Genomic DNA, 18,838 nt, shown 5'->3' on the forward strand with positions numbered 1-18,838 from the left:
ATGGAGGCCTCAGCCTCCACTCTCTATCAAATTTTCTATCACAAATCCTATATTCTCCTAACTTTCCCATCACACTTTAGTAAAAGGACTTCAAGGTATAATACCGATGTTGTATGCTATAATAGCAGTTAAGAAATAAAAAACTTGCTAATGATGGTTGCTAAAGACACCAACCAGGGCAAGAAATAGCTGGTTGCTAAAGATACCAACCAGGGCATTAAGCCGTGGTCGGTATCTCCACAAGCCAGGGCATTGTCTTATGTCTTATGTCTTATGTCTAATGTCTAACACCTATTTCCTTTCCACTATCTCACATCCCACATCTCACATCTCATAACTATTTACCTATTCCACCACAATTTCGTAAACTGAACATCATCTCCTTGATTTCCCAAAGCCGATTGATAGTTTGCTTTATTTGTGCTCTGTTCTTTCAAAGGATAGACTAATCTACTTGGAATCTCATTGCCAATCTCAGGAACAAAAGTATATGAAACAGGCTTACCTTCTATAGTACCACTCCATACTACATCACCTTTTTTCACCAAGAACAATGGATATCCCGTTCTTCGGATTTCGGACCATGACTCAATTCCTTGTCCATAGAGAGCCAGGTATTTCTGCGAAAGCACATTTTCCTTATTGGCAGCCGGCAATTTGCCCAAATAAGTGCTAACCTCAGCAGCTGAAGCTCCCCAACGCTCCAAAGATGCCTTAACACCTTTTTCGTAACTATTTTGCTCCCAGCCCTTAAATTCTGAAATCAAGAATTCAACTTCAGCATATTCCTGCAGAACCTCATTTGCATTCGCTTTATTGATCACTTCTCCAGGCAAAGAGACACTATCTATAGGGAATAAATTTCCAGCTGCTAAAGGCAAACCATAAGGTTGTCCCTTATAGACATTTTTGCTATTTGGTTTTGCATATTTACTTAACCTAGGATCAGCAAACTTGAATGGCCCCTTTTCACCTTTCAGAACATCGACCAGTACTTTGGAAACGGCAAAATCTTTTCTGTTTGCTGTAACTGTAGCTCTAAATAAAGGCGCTTCATAAGGTGAACCAGTCGAATATACATAGCCTGCATTATCATCATTTGAGGTAAACACACCTTTTTCAATAGCATCTTGAATATGTTGAGTTGCCAATGCTCGGTTTTTACTCAAAATCCTGTTCGCAAGTCTAAGACGCAAGGAATTCGCAAATTTAAACCACTTTTCATTCTTTCCTTGGTAAATAATATCCGAATTACCGAAGGTAATGCCAGACTTATATTTCGCCAAGGTATCAGCAGCGCTTTTCAACTCATTCAGGATATCTTTGTAAATCTTCTCCTGCGAAGCATACTTCGGTGTAAGTATATCTGGATTTCTTTTTAATGCTTCAAAGTCTGCATCTTTATTGCCATAAGACTCATAAGGAATATCACCAAATACATCCGTTAAAGAATGAAAGGCAAATGATTTCAAAATCCTTGAAATTGCAATTTGGGTGCTATTAGCACCAGCGCCATTTGCTTGAGCCTGAATTTTTGTGCTTTCATCCTCATTCAAAATGATAATCTCATTCAGGTTGTTCAATGCTTTATAGGTATTAGTCCAATATTCATCAGAGTAACCTGCTGAAATCAAATATCTTGATTGATCAGTATAAATATTTTGACTGAAATATTGAGCAAATAATTGTGCCCCTCGGAAATTGATCGATTCACTTCTCAAGGCATTCATCACTTGACGCTCTGCCGACAACAATAAACTTGGAGTTGGCACTGTGGCCGGTCTATTAGGATCTGTATTGATTTCATTAAAAGTATCTTTGGAACATGAGACAACGGTCAATGCCAACAAAGAAGTATATATTATATTTTTAATTTTCATGGTTACTAGCTTAAAATTTAAGGTTAACATTAAATCCATAAGTCAATGGAGTAGGAATATTTCCTGCTTCAATACCTTGAACATTACCACTACTGTTTGCAAATTCTGGATCTATATATTTGCTCTTCGTGTAGATATTCCAAACATTACGAGCATAAGCTGAAACCCTAACACCCTTTACAACTTTAGGATCATTCAATGGAATATTATACCCCAAAGTCACCTCTCTAAGTTTCACAAACGTTCCGTCGAAAATGGAGAAAGTAGTCGGTCCTGTCGATTCATTCCTTCCCCATTGCTGCGCTGTAATGCGAGTATCGTTTTCACGAACATTGCTTGTTGTATAAGTCCCGTCTGGATTAAATACTACGTCAGCTTTTACGCCATCTAGGATCAAGCCATCTTCTCGAACATTGTTCTCTGCTGTGCGATCCAAAATGCCTGAGTACATACCTACATTATAAGTTTGGGAATAAAAACTTCCTCCAACTCGACCATCGATCAAAAATCCAAAATTGAAGTTCTTATAACGGAAGTTATTTTGGAATCCGAAAAGATAATCAGGCAATACTGAACCTAAAGGAACCAATTGAGAAGTTCTTAGATAAGTCCCATCTTCTTTGACAACTCGTTGTCCATCAGCATAGACAAAATCATAACCCAATAACTGTCCATAAGGCTGACCTTCACGAGCCACCAAATTGATCAATGAGGAACTCAATGTCAAGGTATTTACAAGCTCATCTAATTTCAATACCTTATTTTTGTTTCTTGAATAATTCAAGCTAGCATTCCATTCGAAATTGTCGTTTTGAATCGGAGTACCATTCAAGATAATTTCCAAACCTTTATTTTCTACTCGACCAGCATTCAAGACCTTAGCCTCATAACCGAATGCTGATGAAACCGGAATTGGAAGAATTTGGTTTCTTGAAACATTGTTATAATATGTTACATCCAAGCCCAATCTATTTCTGAAAAACTGTAAATTAATACCAGTTTCCCAAGAACTTGTAATCTCAGGCTTTAACTCTGAATTATTCAAGGTCGATGGCAATTTGTTTGATGACAATCCATTAAATGATTGCTCAACATCATAGGCTTTATACAGTTGATAAGGATCTGTATCATTACCTACTTGTGCCCAACCAAGTCTAACCTTACCAAACGATAACCAATCTGCTTGGAAGCCCGGAACCTGAGAGAATACAAAACTACCGGTGAAAGATGGATAAATAAATGAATTAGCATTGGTTGGCAATGTGGATGACCAATCATTACGAACAGTAGCATCCAAGAACAAATAATCATGGTATCCCAAAGATGCACTCGCATAAACAGAAGCTATCCTGCGATTGTATTTGAAGTTTTCAATCTTTACATTGGAAGCATTTTTTAGGTTGTAATAATTCGGAATAATCAATCCACCTTGTGTGATTCCGTAATCTACCTTTCTGCTTTGATTTCTAAGGTTAGCACCAACGTTTGCAACCAAAGACACCTTATCCCAATTTTTCTTCGCAGTAGCTAAGAATTCATAGTTATATTCGTTCAATCTATTGCTAGTTTCTTCATATTGAGATGCACTTCTAGAATAAACAGCAATACGGTCTTCCGTACTGAATTGGTAGATATCACCATGTACCTTTGCACCTACATTCAACCAATCAGCAACTTCATATTGAACACCTACATTTCCGTAAAAACGATCTCTTTTTTCTTCTAAGTAACTTTCGTAAGCCGACCAAAATGGATTGTCAATAAATCTTGTTGCCTCAGCAGCTGGTGTATTTTGCCAACCCGTTCTGTTCCAAGCCAATGGCGTACCATCTGCTCTTTTATAGTTTTCCAAACGCTTGTAATCAACCTGAACAGCTCCCCATTGGTAAGCTTCCAAAATGATATTACGGTTTGAAGCCCCTGTCCATGGTTTACCAATAGAATTGTTATGGATATAATTGATATTGGTATTGACACTCAATTTTCCCAATTTCGTGCCGCCAGAGAAATTCAATGTATTTCTGCCTAGAGATGCATTTGGAACTGTACCTTTTACGTTCTTGTTTGTATAAGAAAATCTATAATTGGTCTGTCCTGAATTGCCTGAAATAGCGACATTGTTGGTATTTGCCAAACCAGTGTTAAAGAAATAAGTTACATCGTGTTCTGGGTAAAGCCAAGGTGATGGATTCAAATAATCTGCGGCATCTTCAGGGTTTAAATTGTACCATTGCAATACCGGAGTTCCATCCAATTTTGGGCCCCAGCTTTCGTCCGATGCATAGTCTACGATTTTATAATCCTTACCGTCGATATTAACTGTCTGAAAGGTCTGTGAATATCCCTGACCATACAGGTGTTGGCGTTTTGGCAATCGTACAATATTTTCAAACTCTAAGCCTGTATTTACATCAATGCTCACGTTCTCGCCCTTGCCAGCGCGCTTAGTCGTAATAAGAATTACCCCATTGGCCGCTCTCGAACCATAAAGTGCTGCAGCGGATGGACCTTTCAATACTGAAATATTTTCAATATCATCAGGATTTAAATCTTGGATCATGTTACCCACGTCTTTTCCTGCAGATCCGTTGATCGTACCGGCAGAGTTTAAATCGGAGTTGTCGATTGGTGTACCATCCACAACATATAATGGTTGGTTACTACCTGCAATCGAATTGATACCACGTAATAAAGTACGTGTAGAACCACCCATGTTACCACCAGATGAAATAACTTGCAGACCTGCAACTTTACCTGACAGTGCTGCCAGCGCATTTGTGGGACGAGTCTGTAATTCTGTCGACTTAACCTCCTGAACCGCATACCCAAGGGCTTTCTTTTCCCTCGAGATACCTAAGGCTGTTACAACAACCTCTTCCAAAACATCGTTGCTAGGAACTAAAATAATTGTTTTGGATTCAGTGGAATTCACACTTACAGTCTGGTCTTGATAACCTAAAAATCTTACTGTAATTTGTGCTGTCGGATTTGGGGAGTCTAAACTAAACTCTCCGTCTTGATTGGTCAGAGTCTGTTTTTGAGTGGATTTCTCTAGTATTGTGGCTCCAGATACAGCTTGGTTAAGCTCATCTAAAACCTTTCCCCTTAATATGTTTTGGGCATGTACATTTCCAATGCTCAAAGCAAAGAAGAGCCCTACGAGATAAAAGTATATCGTTCTGTTCATGAAAGTAATTTGAAATGGATTAATAAATTTGGAAAAGCGGATTATTGGAGATAGTATTCCTTTTACCTATCTCCTATGCACATTCGAATAGCTTGATTTTTTATTCTGTCGTTCATGTTTTTTTGAAAATCTGGTGCAAATATATAAAATCTACCTAATTAGTAGACTACATTTATGAAAAAATCTATACTTTTTTAGTAGACTTTGTTCGGTTTAAGCGTTTTATAGTTAGTATCTGATTGATTATTAAATATATACAAAAATTAATTAAATTTCAAAAAAATAATTTTTAAAATATATAAATCTAAAATAATACCTGAATTCAGCTATATTTTACAACGATTTTCTTAATAGATTTGTTTTAAGAAATAATATTAAAGATGAGAATAGTACCAAACCTGTTGTTATTTTTTGCATTTATCTTCACAACAATTGATATAAATGCTCAGGAACAAGAACCAGCAGCTTATGTTGTATATGATGATTATAACTTATACTATACCTCAAAAGATAGTATTGCGCTTGTGTTTGTGAATATGGCGTATGTTCGGGAGGAACCTACATCCAAAAGCAATCTCCTTGATTCTATTCCTTTGGGGACTAAAGTCAAATTTATTGAAGAACAAGGACTAAATCCTACATCCCTCCGAGGAATGTATTTACCGTGGCTTAAAATAGAATACAGCTCCAACAACCAAAAAAAATCCGGTTACATCTGGTTGGGTCTGCTAACATTAGATAAAATAATTGACCAAAAATCTGGAAATACATTCTGTTATGGTTTCTCTTGGAAATCTAATGAATTGGAAAATGAATATTATTGGGTAGAGGCTAAAATGTTAGATAAAAACAACAATCTTATCAATAGTAAAAGTTTCCCCTATTATCCTGGAGGACAATCCTATACTACGGCATCCTTAACTAAAGACAGCGGTATTCCCAATTCAAAAAACATTTTCTCTGTGAATTTCCATGGAGAAGCTTGCGGAATCTCTTCCGAACAGAACGCCCTATCATGGGACGGTTCGACCTTCACTACCCTACCTAAAACTATAGCAGTTTCTGATGCGGGAGTATTCTATTATTCCGAAGAATTGCTCCTACCTAATAAACATAAACTCGGCAAAGATATTATCCTAAAAATCTGTGAAGAAGGCGAAGCCCAAGAATATGAAGAAACAGACCCAGATGCTGAACTGAAATATACCGTCAAAAAAAAGGAAGAAACTTACAAATGGGATGGTAAAGAATATGCAAAAACAATGGTAAAGGAATTAGAAAATTAAGATTGCAAGATGTAATAAAATAGGCTTACCAAATTTCTCTGGTAAGCCATTTTAGTCACACTACTATTATCAAAATAGTTTCTTAAATATTGTTGTTGTTCAATACCTCCAAAATCGTTTCGTAGGTATAGTCCAAATCTTCTTGTTGAATACAATACGGTGGAAGCAAATACAGTACATTCCCCATTGGCCTTAAAATGATCCCCTTCTTTATAAACACAATAAAGAGCTTTTCCTGAATCTGATTAAAATATGAGGTTTCATTTTCAGTGACCCAATCAAAAGCTAAAATAGTCCCTGTTTGTCTTACATTTTTGACCTTTTCTGACTTCATCAATCTTTTCGCAAATGCTGCATGACTCTTGCAAATTCTTTCGATATTTGACCGGCAATCATCCTGCAGCAATAAATCCAAACTTGCTAATGATGCTGCACAGGCGATAGGACTGGCTGTAAATGAATGCCCATGAAACAATGCCTTCCTTTTTTCATCCGAATAAAAAGCCTGATAAATTTCCTCTGTACAGGTCGTTATTCCTAATGGCATCGTACCACCCGTCAACCCTTTTGAAAAACACATAACATCAGGTTTTTCCTCCAGTTGATCGGCAGCAAACAAGGTCCCTGTTCTTCCAAACCCAACAAAGATTTCATCTTGAATCAATAAAATCCCCTTTGATTTGCAGAACGACATGAGTTCAGATAAATCCTCTGCACGATGCATTAACATTCCGCCAGCGCCTTGAACCAACGGTTCATAGATAAAGCAAGCCGTTTGTTCGGCGTGTTCCTGAACTATCTTTTTAATAGATTCAAGATTCTCTGCGGTGGGAGCATCAATAAATATTACCTCAAATAACAAATCAGCAAATGGTGCTGTCCACTGTCCACGCTCACTAACCGACATGGCCCCAAAAGTATCCCCGTGGTAACCATTCTTAAAAGCTATGATTTTGGTCTTCTGAACTCCATTGTTGTATGCAAACTGAATACACATTTTCAAGGCAACCTCTACGGCGGTGGATCCATTATCGGTAAAAAATACCTTCTTTTGATTCAATGGCAAAAGCTGAAGTAAACGCTCTGACAAGGTAATCGCAGGTAGATGTGTGAAACCAGCAAAAATAACTTGCTCTAAAGTGCTTAGCTGCTCATAAACTTTAGACGCAATATACGAATTTGCATGCCCATGAATGGTAACCCACCAAGAACTTACCATATCTAGATACCGATTTCCTTGATAATCATACAGATTAGCACCCTCTCCTCTAGCAATCGGGAGATGATTACTTGTTTTCATCTGTGAATAAGGATGCCAATTGACCGCTAAATCCCGATCTATAAGCTGCTGTTGCAAAATGCCTCCCGCTTAACAACCATCGGCCTCAAACCCAAATTACTCAACATCGACATATCTTCATCCACTCCTGGATTTGGAGTAACCAACAAGGTCTCTCGCTCACCCGTAAAAATTGAATTGGCACCTGCCATAAAACACCAAGCCTGTTCGACCTCACTCATTTCAATTCTTCCAGCACTCAGACGAACCATTGAAGACGGAAGAACTATTCTTGCCGTAGCAATCATCCTCACCATCTCCCAAACATCAACCTTAGGCAAAAACTCTAAAGGTGTACCTGCAACCCGCGCCAAGGCATTAATAGGGACAGATTCTGGGTGCTTCTCCATATTTGCCAAAGTCCGCAACATAGATATCCGGTCCTCAGGCTTCTCGCCTAGCCCTATTATACCCCCAGAACATACCGTTATCCCAGCCTTGCGTACATTTTTTATGGTTTCTATCCTATTATCAAATCTGCGTGTTGAAATGATCTCATCATAAAATTCCTCCGAAGTATCTAAATTATGGTTATAGGCATATAACCCTGCTTCTTGCAGTCGCTGCGCTTGACTTTCAGTGAGCATCCCCAAAGTACAGCAAACTTCCAAACCCATCTCGTTCACACCTTTCACCATTTCTATAATACGGTCAAAATCTCGGTTATCGCGGACTTCACGCCAAGCTGCCGCCATACAGAACCTTGAAGAACCACTGTCTTTAGCTTTTTGAGCATGTGCCAAAACAGTTTCAGTAGGTAATAAGGCCTGAACCTTAATATCTGTATGATACCGAGCAGCCTGCCCACAATAAGAACAATCTTCCGGACAGCCACCAGTCTTGACAGACAATAAGGTCGAAATTTGAACCTCCTCCGGATTGTGCCATTCTCGATGAACGCTTGCCGCCATATAAACCAATTCCAATAATGGCTTATTGTAAATTTCCAAAAGCTCTTCTTTTGTCCAGTCGTGCCTTAATGCTTTCTTGTCTTTAATTTCCATCATGTATTTTCAAATTTTTCATGGCCTTCTCCAAGCCATTTGAACTTATGTCCTCTAACTCCGGGAATTCAATAACTTTACTTCCCTTTGGTTTATTTTTAATTAAAATTCGTTTAGTTGATTCTTTGAAACTCCCGTTCAAAAAAATGTATTCAACAGCAACACCTCGCTCTTCTAAACTATGAAAGGATAATAAACTATGATTTATGCTACCTAGGTAATCAGAACATACGAGGATAATAGGGAGATCTAAATGCTCCGCTAAATCAATGATAAATTCTTTGTCATTTATCGGAACGAACATTCCCCCAGCTCCCTCAACAATTAGATTTCCGATATCATCAGGCAATTTAAAATCGTTCAACTCTATTGACACCTCATCTATTTCAGCAGAATAATGCGGAGATGCCGCAGTATTTAATTTATATCTTTCAGGATATATCAATACTTGATTATTTAGCAGAGAACTCATCATCAAGCTGTCACTGCTTTCCAAATCACCAGATTGAATTGGTTTCCAATATGCCGCATCCCACAGCTTGACCAGGGCAGCACAAGCAATGGTTTTGCCTACTGACGTGCCAATGCCCGTCACAAAATATCTCCTACTCATTCATATAACTTTTTAAAATATCAGGCAATAAATCAATTTCCTTTTCCGAATTAAAAGAATGAACACATACACGTATCATTTCTTCACCCTTAGGTACGGTAGGTGTTTTAATACCACAACTTAAAAAACCATTATTTGTTAAGTCCCTTAGTGCTTTTTCCATGATGCCAACATCTTTAAATCGAATAGGAAATATCGGACTTTGAAAGGATTCCATAGATAAACCCATCGCACGACCAAACCTTTTAATATTACCTTGTAATTTATTAACTATTAGGCCGTTTTCATCAAGGAAATGATATGATTCTTGAACACAAATGGCTTGAAAATCTGGCATACCTGTACTGTATATAAATCCTGGCGCATAATTGATCAAGTAATCTATTAGGACTTTTGAACCTAAAACAGCTGCTCCAGACTGACCCATTGCTTTTCCATAAGTAACTAGGGTTGCAAACACCTGTTTTTGTAAGCCAAACATATTCACAAATCCTAGCCCAAAGGTTCCGATCGCATGTGCCTCATCTACAATCAATGCTGCCGCGAATTTTTCACAGAGTGCCGCGATTTCAGGAAGTGGAGCAAAGTCACCATCCATCGAATATAGACTTTCAACCCCAACCCAAACCTGCCCGTTGCTTTTTTTCAATAGATCTTCTAAATGGTTCAAATCATTGTGCCTGAATTTCCACCGATTTGAAAGCGACAACCTACAGCCATCATATACTGACCTATGTACCTTTTCATCCAGAATTATCGTATCATTCTTGGCGGGAAGAATAGAAAAAAGAGTTTGGTTGGCAAGATATCCTGAAGGAAATAACAACGATGATTCAACCTGGTGTTTTGCAGCAATAAAGCCTTCAACCTCCATCGTAAAATCTGAGTTGCCTGAAATCAATCTTGAGCCCGTGGATCCTTGAATGGACTCCGCATGGCCATTAAGCAAATTGAGTATTCTAGAATTTAACTCCTTGTTCTTGGCAAATCCTAAATAATCATTTGAATAGATATCAATCCCATCCCTTTCTTTCTGCAATTGCCTTAATCGTCCTTCCTCCTGCCTTTTATTTAATTTATCACGAAGCCGGGATTGCAGAATATTCATTGAATCCAAGTTCTTTGGCGATTGAAATCAGCCAATTATCAAATAATTCTGATTCTATTAAAAGTATTTCTTTGGCATGCTTTTCCCATGATGGATCAAAATCATTCAATTGATTAATCATCTCCTCCAAATGACCTTCTTCTTCCAGAATAATAGATTTTACAACTACCTTTGAAGCATGCTCAGTTAATACATCTTGATAAATAGGATACAATTCATCTGCTCTCACTTCAATTGCGTAGGTAACAAATAAATACGCTGCATACTTGAGTTCCTGTCCATAAAGATTGAAATGTTCCTTTATATATCGGGATGTTTTTACATCTAGTCGATGTAAATATTGTTGAGAGGATTGACCTCCTATCAAACTGGAAGGTTCATAATAGTCAAATCCAGAACAGTCCAGTTTAGCAATTTGTTTCTTGAGATAATATGCATGACGATGTTCCTCGGCGGCATGCTTCAATTGTATTATGCCTGTTTTCACCTTGTCCTCGCATGCTGAAATCTTTCTTGCACCAGCATTCTCCATAAAGGATAAAGTGTTTAGCCATTTGCAGTGTATTATTTGATCTGCTACAATTTTATTTAAAATTGTTTTCATCTTTTCTACTTTCGTCCAAAAATACTACCTTGCCGGTAGGTACAAGGGTGCCAGATTGAAGAATATGAATAGTCCGGTTGAAATACCATTTAAAAGTTTTATTGAAATAGACAGGGAAAATACATCGCCTATCTATCTTCAGATAGTTAATCAATTTGTTCAAGCCATTTCGAAGGGAAATCTTTCCCCCGGAACAAAACTACTGGGAAGCAGAGCTTTAGGAGAATTGCTACATGTACACAGAAACACCATTACTGCAGCATACGAGGAACTATTTGCTCAAGGGTGGGTTGAAGTAAAACCCAATAAAGGAACATACGTTACATCCGAATTACCGAGCTTAAAAAACCTGGAAACTTCAAATTCGTCCTACCCTATTAAAACCGGGTATGAATTCAAGAAATCAATTCTTTTAGACAGCCCTTTTGAACATACCGATTGCGAATATATCCTGAATGATGGCTCACCTGATATTAGGCTGACGCAAATTGAAGACCATTCCAGATTCTATAGGACCAATGTGAGAAGAAAGAGCAATAGGTCAAAAATGGGGTATTACAACCAAGAAGGATCGGAATTTTTCAAAGAGCAGATGGTAGATTATCTACATGGATCAAGGGCACTCAAAATCAACAAAAACAACCTCCTCATCAGCAGAAGCATTGAGATGAGTCTCTTTATAATCTCGGAGATTTTGCTTTCAGATAAGGAATATGTTGTTGTGGCTGACCTGAGTTATTTCGCTGCAAATATGATTTTCCAAAAATCAGGAAGTAAAATTCTCACAGTACCTATTGAAGATGATGGCATTGACCTTGATGCCTTGGAAATGCTCTGCAAATCAAGACCCATCCGAATGGTCTACATCACCGCCCAGCAACATTATCCAACTACCGTTAGCCTGAGTGCACAAAAACGAATGCGTCTTTTGCAATTAGCACAGCGATACGGATTTGTTATCGTAGAAGATGACCATGATTATGACTTTCAATTTGACAAACAACCCTTGCTCCCATTGGCGACTGCTGACCGGCATGGAATGGTAATTTATGTAGGTTCATTCGGCAAATCTTTAGCTCCAGGGTTCCGCACAGGTTTTATAGTCGCTCCTGAAAACCTCATGATTGAAATGAGAAAATTATTGGGAATAATAGATCGACAAGGAGATGTTTTAATGGAACAAGCCTTAGGAGAAATGATCGAAGAAGGCGCAATTCACAGGCATTTGAAAAAATCATTGAAGGTATACAAAGAAAGAAGAGACTTTATGGCTGTTCAGCTGAGCAAAGAACTGGGCAACGTGATCGATTTCCAAATACCAAATGGAGGTTTAGCATTTTGGATTCGCTGGCGCAATAAGATAAACCTCTTCCGCTTGAGTCAACAAGCAGCAAGAAACAACCTCTTTATACCAAAAACCTTACTTTACCAACACAAGAACATACAGGCCATGCGAATTGGCTTTGGTAATCTAAATCAAATGGAGATAGAAAAAATAATAAAGATTCTTAAATTATCAGCAGAACAAATACAGGCTTAATAGGCAAATAATGTACTATTTTTAGAGGAAGAAAATTGGTCAGTATAGTGAATATACAATCTCTTATATTTGACCATTTCTCTTGAATCAGCTAAAAAGTTTACCTTGACATCCCTAAATACCAAACGTGCAGCTTTCTTTTCCATTTTGGTGGCATAATCAAGAAATTCTTTAAAGAGCGTCCTTTTCTCCATAGTGGAGAACCGGCTTTGCTGACAGATATATAAAATAATGTCTTCATCAAAATGAAGCGTAACTTTATTTCCTTGTCTATTCAAAAGATAACAAATGGGACGTGCCCCATCATTGGGAAATAATCCAAAACCTATAACACCATCATCAGTATTGAATACATAGGCATAAAAGTGGACAGTTCCAATTAAGGCAGAATCAACTAGTATGTTCTTAGTAATCATAATTTCACAATTTACGACATTCACGATATTAATCAATAATTAACCAAAACTAAGGAATAATTATTTATTTATAATTGGCTTAATATAATAATTAGGTTAAAAAGAGTTAGTAACATCAATATTAATTAATTATTAAATATAATACTAACTCTTGAAAATATGTTGAAAACAGTTTTAAGCGACTAATTTCCTACAAGCATCGGCACATTTTCTACACGCTTCAGCACATTTTCTACAATGCTCCATTCCATGTTCAGCATGTTTCTCGCATTCAGCAGCACATGCTTCACAAATGGATAAGCATATTTTAACAAGTTCTTTACTGGAGCTACTATCCATGATTAAAAGTTTAGACGTCGCCTCGCAAATGGCTGCGCATTCTAAATCGGTCTTGATACATTCGCGTAGCATCTCTAAATCTTTTTCGTTTAAACATGCCTGTGCACATTCCAAACATGCAACTGCACATTTCTGGGTTTCATCAATACATGCCTTTACTAATGAGTCTTGATTCATCAGATTCTCCTTTCTATTAATGGTTAAACAATAAAGTGAAAAAACGGCTTTTCGTGATTCACTATTAAAATAACAAATAGAAGAGTAAATCGTGCGAACTTTATTTAAATTTTAAAAATAATTGGTTTTTGTATTAACAAAATTACATATCATAACAAACTTTTTCCAAGAATTAGAACACACATTAAAAGTTTAAACAAATTTTTTAAATTAAATAACCATCAAGAAACTTTTAAGATTTAAAAATAAATCAATGCCATTAACTTTTTTCCTATTTTTTTTGAAGAGAATTCATTTCTCACATCTCATATCTCACATCTCATATCTCATATCTCATATCTCATATCTCATATCTCATTGTCATATCTCATTGTCATATCCAACTCTCGTTCCACTCTCATTCGTCTTTTCTTCGCACCTTCTTCGGACCTCATTCGGACCTTGTTCGGAAAACATCCGAACAAGGTCCGAACGAGGTCCGAACGAAAGAGGACGGAGAGTGGAACAAGTCCCCTACCTGTCCAAGTAGAAAGAATTCCGAACGAAGACAAATCGACTTCTCCATAAATAAATTTTTTCCATTACATTTATATTGTAATTACCCAATATTAATCCATTATGAATAAGCACTATAAAGAAATAATTTCATTGTTTTTAGCGATAGGAATTGCTCTTACGACCTTTGCTCAAGATCCTACCACAAAAGAAATTGACGATTTGGTTCAAAAAACAATGACAGCATTTAATGTTCCTGGAATTGCAGTTGGAATTATAAAAGATGGAAAAGTAATCCATTCAAAAGGTTATGGAATAAGATCAATCAACACAAAAAAACCTGTTGATTCAAACACTGCATTTGCCATTGCTTCTAATAGCAAAGCATTCACTTCTTTTGCTCTAGGTATGTTGGTGGATGAAGGAAAGTTAAAATGGGATAGTAAAGTCGTTGATTTCATACCTGAGTTCAGGATGTATGACCCTTATGTTACATCAGAATTTACTGTTCGCGACTTGTTGACTCACCGATCAGGACTTGGATTGGGCGCTGGAGATCTGATGTTTTGGCCGGATTCAGCCAATTTCAGTACGGAGGAAGTAATCCATAATCTTAGGTATCTAAAGCCCGTTTCCAGCTTTAGAACAAAATTTGACTATGACAACTTACTGTACATTGTTGCTGGCGAGGTTTTGAAGAGAGCCTCAGGAATGTCTTGGGAAGAATTTATTGAACAAAAAATCATGAATGTTTTGGCCATGACCAACTCTGCTGCATCATTGAGCAGATTGAAATCCAAGGAGAATATTATTGACGCACATGTTCCAGTAGATGGAAAATTGCAGACTATCGCCAGGAGCCTCAGCGAAACAACAAATGCAGCGGGAGGCATAAATAGCAGTGTGGAAGATATGAGCAAATGGGTAACCATGATATTAAACAAAGGAAAATACAGCGACAATTTGGAGAAACAACTCATATCCGAGAAGACCTTGAGAGAATTGATGACTCTACAAACTGTTATAAAAGGCTCAACACCCTATAATACTCATTTTTTTGGTTATGGCCTAGGATTTTTTCTCAGCGATCAGAAAGGATATTTTGTAGCCGAGCACACAGGTGGTCTGGGTGGAATGGTAACACAAGTAACGATGATCCCCGAGATGAAAATTGGAATAATCGTATTGACAAATCAACAAAGTGGGTATGCTTTTACCACGATCACCAATCAGCTCAAGGATTCTTATTTTGGAATCAAGGGAACAGACAGGCTGAAAGAATATACCGCCATGGAAAAATCCAACCAAGGAGAAGGTGATGAGGTTACAGACAAGGTTTGGGCAAAAATCAAAAAGCAAAAGCAAAAAATGGACTTCTCTCCATACTTGGGGAAATATAAAGATCCATGGTTTGGCGAAATTGAGGTAATGGAAAGAAATGGGCAATTATATTTTAAATCTGCGAGATCACCGCAGCTGCAGGGCAAGATGCATTATTTAGAGGGCAATACATTTGTCGCTGCCTGGAATGACCGAAGCATGAATGCAGACTCTTATGTAAACTTCAGTTTGGATGAACAAGGAAAAGCAAATAGTATCAAAATGAAAGCTGTATCCCCGTTGACGGATTTTTCTTTTGATTTCCATGATTTGGACCTGAAAAGAGTAAAAGAGCAAGAGGAATAACCTTGTGGTGAACGTAATTTGCAGGCAGAAACCACGCTTTTCCGTTAACGTATAAAAATATCTTGTTAGAAATGAGCTTTTTCGCTAATTAAAGCCTCTAATACATCAAAAATATTTGGAGTATAACTAGAATAGTTATACTTTTGTATCACAAAATCACGGTAGGTATAGCTCAGTTGGTTAGAGCACTAGATTGTGGTTCTAGGGGTCGTGGGTTCGAGCCCCATTACTTACCCGGTTAAAGGAGGTCAAAATGACCTCCTTTTTTTGTGCCGAAAAAATGGTCTCAAACAGCCTTAGATGGCGATTATTGACCCGGGTAAAAAAACACTCCCTGTGAAACACTCCTTCAAATCCTTCCAAATTTGTCTCTAAAACTGACGCACTTTTAAAACGCCCACAGAGGCAATAAACCTAGAAACCGCTTTTACGGCTCAAAACTGACTCATTTTTTGCTGACTCACTGACGCACTTTTTTTGGCTAATATCGAAAATCCAAATCTTAAAATCAATTATTGATAAGTGACGCACGAGTACTAATTTCGACACTGAGTTAGATACTAACCTGTTCGGAGGATAATGAAGAATTTTGGAAACTCACGAATGAATCCACCAAGAACAAACTGATTAACATCTCCAAATGAATCGACATTCTAAGAACCATTATTTTCAATTAAATTTTTATTAAAATTATTTTACAAATTGTTTTATATTTTAATTAAAAATATTTACCTTGGGATAACAATTGTTAATTTAAAATATATTGAATTATCTTAAGTAAAATATAAAATTTATTATTTCAGGATAACCAATTAAGTTAACAAAGAAATTTAATAGAATTATAGGACCTTGATTTCATTTAACTCATTAATTGAAAGATTTTGGAAACTATTATTTCAGGTAAAAGTATAAATCCAAAGGATAATCAAATCAGATTGATACTAAAGATCCACTCTTCCTATTTTTAAGATCCTACATTTCCATTTGTAAAAAAATCAAGTCCCTTTCAGAACCAATTATTGTTAATGGATCCCAATTACTTTAACTCTTCAGTTTACTACTAAAATTTAGAGAATAAACAAAAGCTTCCAATTCAAGATGCCATGCAGCTCTTAAATAATTTTATAAATAGCACCCTAATAGAGCTCAATTAAGCGACAAAATCAATATGTACAGTTCTGGAAAACTTCACAAAGCCCAATTCACACTACTATACTCTGCTGACACAGGGGTTTTCGCCCTAAGCATTATTTTTAAAGAATAAGCTTAGGGCTCTTTTAAAACAACTGTAAATAAAATTAAATCTCCGTAGATTTCTCCTTTATAAAATGATTCTTTTTTATGGCATTCCTTCGCAGTCCTAAATGAAATTTCTCTTCACTTTTATAGACCACTCCACGCTCGAGCAACTTGGTGCCAACAAAATTTTGGTCAGTCTTAAACACTGAAACATATACCAAATGTTTCGTCTTCGTCGTAATGACGAGATAACATTGTCCATATATTTTTAATGCAGTCTGCATTTTTTATAATTGAAAGGTTATGGTTAGCATTTCTAATTCCTGTTGATTGTTATTCCATCAACCAGCTCATCCCCTCTTTCCAGTCCTCAAATTCCTTCAAGACTATTAAATTATGGTCTACTCCTCTTAAATTGATCAAGGATTCAATTATGGCTTGAAATAAATTCTCACCACTTATCCTCAAAATCCTATCCTCAACTACTGAAACCAAAAATGGCCCAAATTCGGATGTTCTAACGATATACTTTGATTGATTACCTGCTTTTATAAACACTGTGGAATTCATGATAAAATTTTTGAAATAGTATCCCTATTTATACCTTTTGGAATAAAATTTATTACTAGTTAGTTGTTGTGTGGTCAAAGTTAACTAATAATTCATTTTATTTTGAAACAAACAAGTATCTGTATTCGGTAAGTGAAAGAGAAAAACAAAAAAAGAGAGAATCTCACGACTCTCTCTCCAGGTTAAACCTAATCTATTATTATTTAATTGTTTGCAAAATCGACATTCATTTACTACTTACATTTGTATAGCAGTTCAATAGACTTGTTGTTACCAATGATATAATTCGTTGCTTTACGATTCGTATGTACATATGCAAGTTTTGTATCTGATCCCATTTGTATGACAGTAGAAATGGCATATTTTATTTTCTCTCCTAAAAAGCCAGAGGTATACAAAACATGAGCTGTTTCAAGACCATTTTCACTGAACATTTCATTAAATGGCTCTATTGAAATTGTTCCAAAAGATGGGAAATCGATATACTCATCATATTTAAAGGAATACCTCGTTTCATTAACGGATGCTTTTGTAAGGTTACCTTCAATATACTCAAGGTTGAATTTACGGTTATTGGTGAGATTGTGAGCCGAAACTAATTGCTTGTTGGAATTATAAACAAATTGAAGCTTTTTGACTTCATTTACTACAGCACTTTCGATCAATTTATCTTTGTTAAGATTATATACTATTTTTAATCCTGGTGCAGCAACATTGATTTGATTTTCAGAATAACTATAAGTGGTCACTAAAGTTTTATCCTCAGTTATCGTTTCAACTTTAGAAATTCTTTCTAAGTTATCGTACTTGAAATGTTGTACTATCTTTCCTTCTTTACCATTGTCTAAAGTTTCATTTTCTCTTCTTTCAATTACTTTACAATCATTGCTATCTATTAGAGTCAACTCATGTTTGGTGCAACCTGAGAATATGCCTAGGCCAAGAAGAATTAATAATATTTTTTTCATAAAATGTTTAAACTGTTAACGTGTACGAAAGTAATACAATTTTACCACAAAAAAGCAGTCTTAAAAAAAGAAACTATAATGCCAAATGTCAGTAGCGTCCTAAACGAGGGAAAAAATGGCGGTGGATTTATATAGCAGGGAATGCTATATTTATTTCGCCAAAATTGATCCATCGCCATGGTAAATATAAACGTATTCTCTCAGATTTTGGGACTCGTAGATCGGAACATTTTCAAAAAATTGGTTCACGAACATCAATCTGACAAACATCACAAGGGCATCAACAGTTGGACGCATTTTGTGAGCATGCTATTCTGCCATCTCTCTTCGGCAGATTCGGTTCGTGACATTTCTAATGGACTCCGCAGCACTACTGGCAACATGAAC

General features: G+C 36.6%; 16 protein-coding genes and 1 tRNA gene. 5 read left to right on the plus strand and 12 right to left on the minus strand.

Annotated features, from left to right (window positions below; all coding sequences use genetic code 11):
• Nucleotides 1-341 precede the first annotated feature (341 nt).
• On the minus strand, nucleotides 342-1,880 hold the full coding sequence (locus CRT24_RS06625; protein ID WP_099370469.1) for a SusD/RagB family nutrient-binding outer membrane lipoprotein: 1,539 nt from the start codon (nucleotides 1,878-1,880) through the stop codon (nucleotides 342-344).
• A gap of 10 nt (nucleotides 1,881-1,890) precedes the next feature.
• Nucleotides 1,891-5,067, minus strand: coding sequence for a SusC/RagA family TonB-linked outer membrane protein (locus CRT24_RS06630; RefSeq protein ID WP_099370455.1), 3,177 nt, complete (start codon nucleotides 5,065-5,067; stop codon nucleotides 1,891-1,893).
• A 380-nt stretch (nucleotides 5,068-5,447) separates the two neighbouring features.
• Here CRT24_RS06630 and CRT24_RS06635 point away from each other — a divergent pair, with 380 nt between their 5' ends.
• On the plus strand, nucleotides 5,448-6,353 hold the full coding sequence (locus CRT24_RS06635) for an SH3 domain-containing protein (RefSeq protein ID WP_099370456.1): 906 nt from the start codon (nucleotides 5,448-5,450) through the stop codon (nucleotides 6,351-6,353).
• Nucleotides 6,354-6,435: 82 nt separating this feature from the next.
• On the opposite strand, the gene bioA is transcribed toward CRT24_RS06635, so the two are convergent.
• Genes bioA through CRT24_RS06660 form a run of 5 tightly spaced genes read right to left on the minus strand, consistent with a single transcriptional unit; the run spans nucleotide 6,436 to nucleotide 11,021 of the window.
• Nucleotides 6,436-7,710, minus strand: a complete 1,275-nt coding sequence (gene bioA / locus CRT24_RS06640) for an adenosylmethionine--8-amino-7-oxononanoate transaminase (protein ID WP_099370457.1) — start codon at nucleotides 7,708-7,710, stop codon at nucleotides 6,436-6,438.
• Complete coding sequence (gene bioB / locus CRT24_RS06645) at nucleotides 7,692-8,699, minus strand: biotin synthase BioB (RefSeq protein ID WP_197734108.1); 1,008 nt, start codon at nucleotides 8,697-8,699, stop codon at nucleotides 7,692-7,694. The genes bioA and bioB overlap by 19 nt, the downstream gene beginning before the upstream one ends.
• Nucleotides 8,686-9,309: a dethiobiotin synthase gene (gene bioD / locus CRT24_RS06650; protein ID WP_099370458.1), complete on the minus strand. Its 624-nt coding sequence runs from the start codon at nucleotides 9,307-9,309 to the stop codon at nucleotides 8,686-8,688. The genes bioB and bioD overlap by 14 nt, the downstream gene beginning before the upstream one ends.
• On the minus strand, nucleotides 9,302-10,417 hold the full coding sequence (locus CRT24_RS06655) for a pyridoxal phosphate-dependent aminotransferase family protein (RefSeq protein ID WP_099370459.1): 1,116 nt from the start codon (nucleotides 10,415-10,417) through the stop codon (nucleotides 9,302-9,304). The genes bioD and CRT24_RS06655 overlap by 8 nt, the downstream gene beginning before the upstream one ends.
• On the minus strand, nucleotides 10,389-11,021 hold the full coding sequence (locus CRT24_RS06660; protein WP_099370460.1) for a hypothetical protein: 633 nt from the start codon (nucleotides 11,019-11,021) through the stop codon (nucleotides 10,389-10,391). Before CRT24_RS06660 ends, CRT24_RS06655 begins: the two co-directional genes overlap by 29 nt.
• Before the next feature lie 64 nt (nucleotides 11,022-11,085).
• Here CRT24_RS06660 and CRT24_RS06665 point away from each other — a divergent pair, with 64 nt between their 5' ends.
• A complete protein-coding gene (locus tag CRT24_RS06665) occupies nucleotides 11,086-12,561 on the plus strand; it encodes a PLP-dependent aminotransferase family protein (protein WP_099370461.1) in 1,476 nt (491 codons plus the stop codon).
• Here the strand turns inward: CRT24_RS06665 and CRT24_RS06670 are convergent.
• Together CRT24_RS06670 and CRT24_RS21215 are read right to left on the minus strand one after the other, a co-directional pair.
• Complete coding sequence (locus CRT24_RS06670) at nucleotides 12,558-12,977, minus strand: hypothetical protein (RefSeq protein ID WP_099370462.1); 420 nt, start codon at nucleotides 12,975-12,977, stop codon at nucleotides 12,558-12,560. The genes CRT24_RS06665 and CRT24_RS06670 overlap by 4 nt on opposite strands.
• Before the next feature lie 174 nt (nucleotides 12,978-13,151).
• The gene (locus tag CRT24_RS21215; protein WP_257213983.1) at nucleotides 13,152-13,316 is read right to left on the minus strand and encodes a four-helix bundle copper-binding protein; all 165 of its coding nucleotides are present in this window, start codon (nucleotides 13,314-13,316) and stop codon (nucleotides 13,152-13,154) included.
• Between the two features lie 795 nt (nucleotides 13,317-14,111).
• Between CRT24_RS21215 and CRT24_RS06680 the strand changes: the two genes are divergently transcribed.
• Both CRT24_RS06680 and CRT24_RS06685 read left to right on the plus strand, forming a co-directional pair.
• The gene (locus tag CRT24_RS06680; RefSeq protein WP_099370464.1) at nucleotides 14,112-15,674 is read left to right on the plus strand and encodes a serine hydrolase; all 1,563 of its coding nucleotides are present in this window, start codon (nucleotides 14,112-14,114) and stop codon (nucleotides 15,672-15,674) included.
• A gap of 161 nt (nucleotides 15,675-15,835) precedes the next feature.
• A tRNA-His gene (locus CRT24_RS06685) sits at nucleotides 15,836-15,909 on the plus strand.
• A gap of 1,063 nt (nucleotides 15,910-16,972) precedes the next feature.
• Here the strand turns inward: CRT24_RS06685 and CRT24_RS06690 are convergent.
• The 3 genes from CRT24_RS06690 to CRT24_RS06700 all read right to left on the minus strand — a co-directional run bounded on the left by CRT24_RS06690 (nucleotide 16,973) and on the right by CRT24_RS06700 (nucleotide 18,388).
• The gene (locus tag CRT24_RS06690; protein WP_099370465.1) at nucleotides 16,973-17,197 is read right to left on the minus strand and encodes a hypothetical protein; all 225 of its coding nucleotides are present in this window, start codon (nucleotides 17,195-17,197) and stop codon (nucleotides 16,973-16,975) included.
• Between the two features lie 49 nt (nucleotides 17,198-17,246).
• Entirely contained in the window at nucleotides 17,247-17,483 is a 237-nt protein-coding gene (locus tag CRT24_RS06695; RefSeq protein ID WP_099370466.1) for a hypothetical protein, read from the minus strand.
• A gap of 233 nt (nucleotides 17,484-17,716) precedes the next feature.
• Nucleotides 17,717-18,388, minus strand: a complete 672-nt coding sequence (locus CRT24_RS06700; protein ID WP_180269078.1) for a DUF4595 domain-containing protein — start codon at nucleotides 18,386-18,388, stop codon at nucleotides 17,717-17,719.
• A 240-nt stretch (nucleotides 18,389-18,628) separates the two neighbouring features.
• Here CRT24_RS06700 and CRT24_RS06705 point away from each other — a divergent pair.
• On the plus strand, nucleotides 18,629-18,838 hold a 210-nt coding region (locus CRT24_RS06705; RefSeq protein ID WP_144034517.1), incomplete at its 3' end, for a DUF4372 domain-containing protein.

Source organism: Sphingobacterium sp. 1.A.5 (assembly GCF_002734235.1).
Taxonomy (GTDB): domain Bacteria; phylum Bacteroidota; class Bacteroidia; order Sphingobacteriales; family Sphingobacteriaceae; genus Sphingobacterium; species Sphingobacterium daejeonense.